10 protein-coding genes and 1 pseudogene are annotated in these 7,792 nt (G+C 62.6%); 9 read left to right on the forward strand and 2 right to left on the reverse strand.

Going from position 1 to position 7,792, the window contains the following annotated elements; all coding sequences use genetic code 11:
• A pseudogene (locus EOA22_RS18395) lies at nucleotides 1-215 on the forward strand (sulfite exporter TauE/SafE family protein); the annotation flags it as partial.
• A 34-nt stretch (nucleotides 216-249) separates the two neighbouring features.
• Here the strand turns inward: EOA22_RS18395 and EOA22_RS18400 are convergent.
• Nucleotides 250-801 (reverse strand): hypothetical protein, encoded by a 552-nt coding sequence (locus EOA22_RS18400; RefSeq protein ID WP_063169201.1) that lies wholly within the window; start codon nucleotides 799-801, stop codon nucleotides 250-252.
• Between the two features lie 332 nt (nucleotides 802-1,133).
• On the opposite strand from EOA22_RS18400, the gene EOA22_RS18405 reads away from it, so the two are divergent.
• The 8 genes from EOA22_RS18405 to EOA22_RS18440 all read left to right on the forward strand — a co-directional run bounded on the left by EOA22_RS18405 (nucleotide 1,134) and on the right by EOA22_RS18440 (nucleotide 6,532).
• Complete coding sequence (locus EOA22_RS18405; RefSeq protein ID WP_013529135.1) at nucleotides 1,134-1,514, forward strand: hypothetical protein; 381 nt, start codon at nucleotides 1,134-1,136, stop codon at nucleotides 1,512-1,514.
• A 396-nt stretch (nucleotides 1,515-1,910) separates the two neighbouring features.
• Nucleotides 1,911-2,444: a DUF1465 family protein gene (locus EOA22_RS18410; protein WP_013529136.1), complete on the forward strand. Its 534-nt coding sequence runs from the start codon at nucleotides 1,911-1,913 to the stop codon at nucleotides 2,442-2,444.
• Nucleotides 2,445-2,519: 75 nt separating this feature from the next.
• Complete coding sequence (gene ruvC, locus EOA22_RS18415) at nucleotides 2,520-3,029, forward strand: crossover junction endodeoxyribonuclease RuvC (RefSeq protein WP_063169200.1); 510 nt, start codon at nucleotides 2,520-2,522, stop codon at nucleotides 3,027-3,029.
• Nucleotides 3,030-3,090: 61 nt separating this feature from the next.
• Nucleotides 3,091-3,342, forward strand: a complete 252-nt coding sequence (locus EOA22_RS18420) for an AbrB/MazE/SpoVT family DNA-binding domain-containing protein (protein ID WP_013529138.1) — start codon at nucleotides 3,091-3,093, stop codon at nucleotides 3,340-3,342.
• Between the two features lie 2 nt (nucleotides 3,343-3,344).
• Complete coding sequence (locus EOA22_RS18425; protein WP_013529139.1) at nucleotides 3,345-3,758, forward strand: type II toxin-antitoxin system VapC family toxin; 414 nt, start codon at nucleotides 3,345-3,347, stop codon at nucleotides 3,756-3,758.
• Between the two features lie 15 nt (nucleotides 3,759-3,773).
• Nucleotides 3,774-4,394 (forward strand): Holliday junction branch migration protein RuvA, encoded by a 621-nt coding sequence (gene ruvA / locus EOA22_RS18430; RefSeq protein ID WP_013529140.1) that lies wholly within the window; start codon nucleotides 3,774-3,776, stop codon nucleotides 4,392-4,394.
• Between the two features lie 43 nt (nucleotides 4,395-4,437).
• Entirely contained in the window at nucleotides 4,438-5,475 is a 1,038-nt protein-coding gene (gene ruvB / locus EOA22_RS18435) for a Holliday junction branch migration DNA helicase RuvB (RefSeq protein ID WP_127390127.1), read from the forward strand.
• A 160-nt stretch (nucleotides 5,476-5,635) separates the two neighbouring features.
• A complete protein-coding gene (locus EOA22_RS18440; RefSeq protein ID WP_063169199.1) occupies nucleotides 5,636-6,532 on the forward strand; it encodes a metallophosphoesterase in 897 nt (298 codons plus the stop codon).
• 12 nt (nucleotides 6,533-6,544) lie between these two features.
• Here the strand turns inward: EOA22_RS18440 and EOA22_RS18445 are convergent.
• Nucleotides 6,545-7,792, reverse strand: a 1,248-nt coding sequence (locus EOA22_RS18445) for a cellulase family glycosylhydrolase (protein ID WP_245478654.1), incomplete at its 5' end; no start/stop codon positions are given.

The raw sequence follows: 7,792 nt of genomic DNA on the forward strand, positions 1-7,792 counted from the left end.
CGCTGAAGCTGGTGCCCTATTTCGCGCTCGGCCAGTTCGACACCGCCAATCTGACGGCATCGGCGGTGCTGATGCCGCTGGCGCCGCTGTCGACCATCGCCGGAGCGTGGCTGGTGCGCCGCATGCGGCCGGAAACCTTCTATCCCTTTACCTACGCAACCGTCGCGGTCGTGGCGCTGAAGCTGCTGTGGGATGGCATTGTCGGCCTGATGTAGAAAGGCCGCCGCGCAGCCGCCCCGTCATTAGGGGTCAGGCGGCGCTTGGCACCAGACGACGGTTGCCGCCAAAAGCCAGTGTCGCGCCGACCATAACGACCAGCACCATGCCGGCAAGGATGCCGATGTCATGCACGGTCGGTTTGAGCACCATGTCCGCAATGATCACCAGCATCACCGCATAGTCGAAACGTGCCGCGCTCATCATGCGCTGGCCGATGGCAAGAACCTCTGGCGTGACGCCCTCTTTGGCGATCATTGCGCCCATGCGCTCCCCGGTCGGCTTGAAGATGAACATGCCGATCGAAAAGGTCGTGGCGTATCCCGCCAGGCCGATGAGTACCCACAAATCGGAGAAGCCGACCCAGAACCAGCACATGATGAGGCCGAAGATCAGCGTCAGCATCGACATCGGCGCAAAGAACCTGCCGCCCAGCTGACCGCTGGCGCGCATTGCCTGCAGCTTTTCCTCGATGTTGCCCGCGCGCTCGGCAAGCATGCCCAGCAGGAACAGTACGAAGCCGCCGTCGACCCACAGAATGGCGGTAGTGACGTGGAGGAATTTGACGATCGAGTACCAGTCCATGGGTTGCTCCTGCAGTGTCCGGTCAGGTTTGCGGCGGCGCCGATTTGCGCCGGCCGTCAGAGGAGCGGGCGTTTAGCGTGGCGCCTGTTTCGGAACGATGTCGCGAAAAATCCGGCTCTGTTTCAGCTTACGGCCAACGCGCGAGGTCGCAGATTGTGAACGCATTATCTGATTTTCTGCTAATGTACGAATCGTCGGGAGGGGGTTGGCGCGACATCGTCTGGATACGCTGCCGATATTAGTGCGCCAATGCCGGGAGCCCGGTGGCGACAACAATCGCCTGACGATCAACCCATTCCCGCAAGCGGGAAAAGGCAATTCGGGGGACCATTATGCAAGGGATAGCACGGAATTTCTTCACGCTGGCCATCATCTATTCGCTGTGCGGCATGGCGCTCGGCCTGTACATGGCGATCAGCCAGGATCACGGCCAGATGCCGACCCACGCCCACACGATGGTGGCCGGATGGCTGATGTCGGCGGTCTTCGCCTTCTTCTACCATTTGTTTCCGGCAATCGGGCAGAAGACGCTCGCCACAGTTCATTTCTGGCTGACGGCGGTCAGCGGCATCGGCCTGCTGATCGGCCTCTATTTCCTGCTTGCCGGCAATGCCGCGATCGAACCGCTGGTGGCGGCCTCCTCGATGGGCTTCTACGCAGCCATGCTGCTGTTCGCCTTCATCGCCTTGCCGGCGGTCTGGAAGACCGCTTGACCGAGCCTGACGCAGGAGATGCTGTGCTGTTACGGCACAGTATGGCGGCGTTCGGTCAAAAAACATCCGCACCGTTAAGGCTTCATTAAGCTTTACAGGTGTTTACTATGTCCATCCAGTGATCTGGATTCTTACCGAGTGGTTGGAGCCACTTTGTTTGACGCCTCCCTGTTAAACTCCTGAGAGCCGCCTTATCCGCGGCTCTTTTTTTGTCTCGATTTCTCTTTTTTGTCCGCACCCCAGCGGGGCCGCCCGACAGGGGTGCCGTTAACCTTCTGTTAAACATGTGCTTGCCTTCACCGGTGACGAAGCGCATTTTCAAGCTTCAGTCAGATAGGGTTCCGGGTGTATCGGCAGGGAGCCGAATCGGCCGGTTGCAAGTGCAGGGGCGTATCAATGAACGAGCCTTCGAAGGGCAGTGCGAAAACCGTCAAGCTGGCGGAACGCCGGGTTTTCTCGCAATCCTTCAAGCCGCTTTACCAGGAAGGCATGGGTCTGGTCGAACAGGCCGCCGAATATCTCGACGGCAAGGGCCGGGCCGAGGCGAAGAAGCTGTCGCGGCTGGCCGCCACGCTCTACGCGGCCGAATCGATGCGGCTGACCACCAGGCTGATGCAGGTTGCCTCCTGGCTGCTTTTGCAGCGCGCCGCCAATTCCGGCGAGATGACCCGTGACCAGGTGGCATCGGAAAAGTCCAAGGTGCGCCTCGACACCGCTTCCGCCCATGACGAAGCCGCCGGTTGGGCCGAACTGCCCGAGGATTTCCTCGACCTCGTCACCCGCTCGCTGCGCCTGCAAGCGTTGGTGCGCCGCATGGACGACGAGATCTATGGCTCCGGCGCCATGGTCGACATGCAACCGATGGCTCGCCGCCCCAACCCGGTTTCCGACCAGATCAGCCTGCTCAACACGGCTTTCGCTCGGGGTTAGACCGCGGTCCGCCTTCTGTTTCCGGTTTGTTCACATTTCGCTGGCATCGCTGTCCGCCGGAGGTAAACTCGGCAAATGGCGGAAGCGATTCGCATCATCGGTATCGATCCCGGGCTTCGGCGCACCGGCTGGGGCATCGTCGAAAGCCTCGGCAATTCGCTGCGCTTCATTGCTTCCGGCACTGTGAAATCAGACGATAAGGCCGCGCTGGCAACGCGGCTGTGCCAGCTGCATGACAGGCTTGCCGAAGTCCTGCATGCCGCCATGCCGCACGAAGCGGCGGTCGAACAGACCTTCGTCAACAAGGACGCGGTGGCAACGCTGAAGCTCGGTCAGGCACGCGGCATCGCCATGCTGGTGCCGGCGCGTGCCGGCCTCGTCGTTGCCGAATATGCGCCTAACGCAGTCAAGAAAGCGGTGATCGGCGTCGGCCATGGCGACAAGAAGCAGATCCACATGATGGTGAAGGTGCTGTTGCCGAAAGCCATTTTCGATACCGAGCATGCCGCCGACGCGCTCGCCATCGCCATCTGCCACGCGCATCACCGGCAAAGCGTGGCCTACCGGATGGCACTCGCTGGATAGAGATGTTCTTGACTTGTTCACCGGGTTGGAATAATCCTTACTTGTAAGAAAGGGGTGTTTCATGCGTGTGACGAGCAAAGGTCAAGTGACAATCCCACGGGATCTGCGGGAGACATTTGGGATTGGCGCCAACAGCGAAGTCATCTTCGGCATCGAGGGCGGCAAGATCACGATCACGCCGAAGCATGACAAGGGGCGGTTGGCCGACCGCGAAAGACTCGATCGTTTTCTTGCTGCGCTCGATCGGCTTGAGGGCAGCGGCGATCAGACAATGAATGCCGATGCCGTCATGGCTTTGACCCGGGATCGCTAATCTTGGCGACGCTTGTCGACACCAACGTGCTTGTCGATATCGCCGTTCGCGATCCCGTCTGGTCAAAGTGGTCGTGGTCCAAAATGGTGTCTGCCCTCGAGCAAGGCAGCCTGGTCATCAATCAGATTATCTACGCCGAGTTTTCGATGCGCTATGAGGCGATAGACGATGTCGATGATGCCTTGCCTGAAGACGAGTTCCGGCGCGAAAGTCTCCCGTTCGAGGCGGCCTTTGCTGCGTCGAGAGCGTTCTCGGTCTATCGGCGGTTGGGCGGACCTCGAGAGAAGGTGATGCCCGACTTCTTGATTGGGGCTCACGCTGCCATCCGAGGCTATCCCATTCTTACTCGCGATCCCGCAGGTTTCAGAAAGTACTTTCCAGATGTCGAGCTCATCACGCCCGATACTCATCCCTAACGGGGATTGCGTCCAATGATCGGCAAGCTCAAGGGCACGCTGGACGAGGTCGACGAGGATCATTGCCTCGTCGATATCCATGGCGTCGGCTACGTCGCCTATTGTTCAGCGCGCACGCTGGCGGCGCTGCCTTCGCCCGGCGAAGCGGTGGTGCTGTTCATCGAGACCTATGTCCGCGAGGACATGCTGCGGCTCTACGGCTTCCAGTCAGTGCTGGAACGCGAGTGGTTCCGGCTGCTGATGAACAATGTTCCCGGCGTCGGCGCCAAGGTGGCGCTGGCCATCCTGTCGACGCTGGCGCCGGCCGACCTCGCCAATGCGATCGCGCTGCGCGACATCGCCATGGTTTCTCGCGCACCCGGCGTCGGCAAGAAGGTGGCCGAGCGCATCGTCACCGAACTGAAGAACAAGGCGCCGGCCTATGCCGGAACCGCTTCGGGCACCATCGGCCTGAAACAGGAGCTCGGCGACGGCGTGGCATCCGCGCCGATCACCGACGCGGTCTCGGCGCTGGTCAATCTCGGCTATTCGCGCGACACGGCCGCCAATGCGGTGGCGGCGGCGCTGAAGACGGCGGGCGAGGATGCCGATGCGCCGAAGCTGATTCGCTTCGGGCTGAAGGAACTTGCGCGGTGAGCCGCCGCTTGTTCAGCCCCTTGCCGTGTGCAAGGAAGGCGGCATGAGCCTGTCGCCCCGCTTGATTGCCCCGGAAAAACGCGGCGAGGATGCCGAGCAGACCTTGCGGCCGCAGACGCTCGACGATTTCGTCGGCCAGGCGGCGGCGCGGGCCAATCTCAAAGTGTTCATCGAGGCTGCCAAGAGCCGCAGCGAGGCGCTCGACCACGTGCTGTTCGTCGGGCCGCCTGGTCTCGGCAAGACGACGCTGGCGCAGATCATGGCGCGCGAGCTCGGCGTCAATTTCCGCTCGACCTCCGGCCCGGTCATCGCCAAGGCCGGCGATCTTGCCGCGCTGCTGACCAATCTCGAGGAAGGCGACGTGCTGTTCATCGACGAGATCCATCGGCTGAGCCCGGCGGTGGAGGAGATCCTTTATCCGGCGATGGAGGATTTTCAGCTCGACCTGATCATCGGGGAATGCCCGGCGGCGCGCTCGGTCAAGATCGACCTCGCCCGCTTCACGCTCGTCGCCGCCACCACGCGGCTTGGCCTGCTGACCAATCCGCTGCGCGACCGTTTCGGCATTCCGGTACGGCTCAATTTCTACACGGTCGAGGAGCTGGAGCAGATCGTGCGGCGTGGCGCGCGTATCCTGCAAATGCCGCTCGGCAACGACGGCGCGCTGGAGATCGCGCGGCGCGCGCGGGGCACGCCACGCATCGCCGGCCGGTTGTTGCGCCGTGTGCGCGATTTCGCCTCGGTGGCCGGCGATGGCCATGTCGACCGCAAGATCGCCGACGAAGCGTTGACCCGGCTGGAAGTCGATGCGCTCGGCCTCGACTCGCTCGACCGCCGGTACCTCAGCATGATCGCGCGCAATTTCGGCGGCGGGCCGGTCGGCATCGAGACGATCGCCGCAGGCCTGTCCGAACCGCGCGATGCCATCGAGGACATCATCGAGCCTTATCTGATCCAGCAGGGTTTCATCCAGCGCACGCCGCGCGGCCGCATGCTGACGGCCAATGCCTGGCGGCATCTCGGCCTCGACGCGCCGAAGGATCTGGCGCAACAGCAGATCAACCTGTTCCAGGAAGAATAGCGCTCAGGCCGATCAGGCGCAGGTTCCGGGCCGACAAAGGATCTGTGAGCGGCCTGCGCAAAATATCCTCGGCTTCGCCGGTTTGCCGGCGCATTCGTCGGCTCTGGTGGCGGTGCCATCCCGGGGCAATCTCGCTCCGATGGTTTGCCGGAGCCACGCAATGATCACCAGACGCGGGTTCCTGCGCTTCATCGGCGGGTCGATTCTGTCGGTTGCCGCGCTCAGCGCCTATGCGGCCGGCATAGAGCCGATGCTGCTGACGCATGTGAAACGCTATGCGCTAACGCCGCCGCATTGGCCTGATGGCCTGAAGCTGCGCATCGTCGCGCTTGCCGATATCCATGCCTGCCGGCCATGGATGACGCCGGAGCGGATCGCCTCACTTGTCGAAGACGCGAATGCCCTGCAGCCGGACGTGATCGTCCTGCTCGGCGATTATATCGCCGGCATGCCGTTGGTGACCGGCCCGGTGACGCCGTCGCAATGGGCCTCCGCCCTCTCGGACCTCAAGGCACCGCTCGGCGTGCTCTCGATTCTCGGCAACCATGACTGGTGGGCAGATGGCTTCGCGCAGCGCGCCGGGGCCGGCCCGACCGTAGCGGGCAAGGCCCTGGAGAAAGTCGGCATTCCGGTGCTGGAGAACGATGTCGTGCGCCTGGAAAAGGATGGGCATGGTGTGTGGATTGCCGGGCTCGCCGACCAGCTCGCTCTGCTGCCGACCAGGGACCGCCCCGGCTTTACCGGGCTGGACGATCTCGACGGCACGTTGGCCAAGGTCAGCGACGCATCGCCCATCATCCTGCTTGCGCACGAGCCGGATATTTTTCCGAAGGTGCCGTGGCGCGTCTCGCTGACCCTGTCCGGCCACACCCATGGCGGACAAATTCGGCTGTTCGGCTATTCGCCGGTCGTGCCATCGCGTTTCGGCAACCGCTACGCCTATGGCCACGTCGTCGAGAACGATCGCAATCTGATCGTCTCCGGCGGGCTCGGTTTCAGCATATTGCCGGTGCGTTTCGGGATGCGGCCGGAAATCCTGTCGATCGACCTTGGCTAAATCCAAATCGCCTCAGTGAAGCGATTTGATCGCGTCCATCACATCCGGCTCGGCCTTGTCGCCGTTGAAGGCATCGACGATGCCGAAGGCGCCGCCATAGCTCCACACCGACCATGAGAAGCCATGTGCTTCGGCACGCGCGATCATGTCCCTGACATAGGCGGCCCGATACCCAGCGGGCATCACATAGGAATTGCCGTATTCCTGGCGGATCATGCCGAACTCGCCCAGCGTGATGTTTCCAGGCTTGACGCCGTTGGCCCTCGCCCACGCCTCGACCTTTTCGAACGGCGCATCCATCAAGCCGAGCAGTCTGTCGGGGGTGTCCATGCTGGCGACCTGTTCGTCAAGATAGGCAAGCAGGCCGCTTTGCCGCGTCCATGGCGCCTCGGCCTTGATCCTGGCGCGGATGGTGTCGAGCGTCACGTCGAGCTGTGCCTTGGGCACCGCACTCAGCGGATAGGGCAGGCCAGTCACATAGGGGATGAAGTCTCCGGCCCAGGTTGCGCCCTGATGGGTGAGCAGAAACGGATCGTAGGAATGGAAGGTCCAGATGACGTTGTCGTCCGGAATCGTCTTCGGGTCGATCTTTTCCAACGAACTCGCGGCGGAATAGCAGGCGCCGGTCAGCACCAGGGTCAGTTTCGTAGCCGAGGATCGCGCCGCCGCGAACAGTTTGCGCTGGCGGTCCGGCCACAGGCTCGTGCCGTCGCTGTCGCAGTCCACGATCGGTTCGTTCATGGGCTCGAAGGCGACCTGGGCGGGATCTTCGCTGGCCAGCGTGCGGGCCATCTTGCGGACCATCTCGACATAGGCGTCGAAGGTCCGTGGGTCGCCCATCACTTCAGCCATTCCGATCTTGCGGCTGCCGCCGGCCGGGATCAGGTGCATGTCGACGATCACCTTGAGCCCGGCGCGGTTGATTATGCGCACCGAGTCCAGCACGCTGGCATAGAGATCGTCACGCAAGGCCACGGTCTGGTCGGACAGAAAGGGCGATGGATCGACCGGCATGCGCAGGAAATCGAAGCCGGCATCCTTCAACGCCTTGAGGTCGTCCTCCCCAAGGAATTTCCGCCACTCCGGATAGGGCAGGATGGCCTTGGCGTCGCCCCACTGGTCCTCGCCGGGCCAGGTGACCCACTGGTCGAGATTGAGGCCGCGCTTCATCGAGAATGTCGCGGTCTGGCCAGGCAGCGCCGAAGCCACGAGCACGAACAGCGCCGCCGTCAAACTCTTGATCATCGCCGCCAACAGTGC

The organism is Mesorhizobium sp. M7A.F.Ca.US.014.04.1.1, from assembly GCF_003998745.1.
Taxonomy (GTDB): domain Bacteria; phylum Pseudomonadota; class Alphaproteobacteria; order Rhizobiales; family Rhizobiaceae; genus Mesorhizobium; species Mesorhizobium ciceri.

Excerpts from the sequence above, each read along its gene's own strand:
- EOA22_RS18400 (WP_063169201.1), bottom strand. The coding sequence starts at position 801 with ATGGACTGGTACTCGATCGTCAAATTCCTCCACGTCACTACCGCCATT.
- EOA22_RS18405 (WP_013529135.1), top strand. The coding sequence starts at position 1,134 with ATGCAAGGGATAGCACGGAATTTCTTCACGCTGGCCATCATCTATTCG.
- EOA22_RS18410 (WP_013529136.1), top strand. The coding sequence starts at position 1,911 with ATGAACGAGCCTTCGAAGGGCAGTGCGAAAACCGTCAAGCTGGCGGAA.
- ruvC (WP_063169200.1), top strand. The coding sequence starts at position 2,520 with ATGGCGGAAGCGATTCGCATCATCGGTATCGATCCCGGGCTTCGGCGC.
- EOA22_RS18420 (WP_013529138.1), top strand. The coding sequence starts at position 3,091 with ATGCGTGTGACGAGCAAAGGTCAAGTGACAATCCCACGGGATCTGCGG.
- ruvA (WP_013529140.1), top strand. The coding sequence starts at position 3,774 with ATGATCGGCAAGCTCAAGGGCACGCTGGACGAGGTCGACGAGGATCAT.
- ruvB (WP_127390127.1), top strand. The coding sequence starts at position 4,438 with ATGAGCCTGTCGCCCCGCTTGATTGCCCCGGAAAAACGCGGCGAGGAT.
- EOA22_RS18440 (WP_063169199.1), top strand. The coding sequence starts at position 5,636 with ATGATCACCAGACGCGGGTTCCTGCGCTTCATCGGCGGGTCGATTCTG.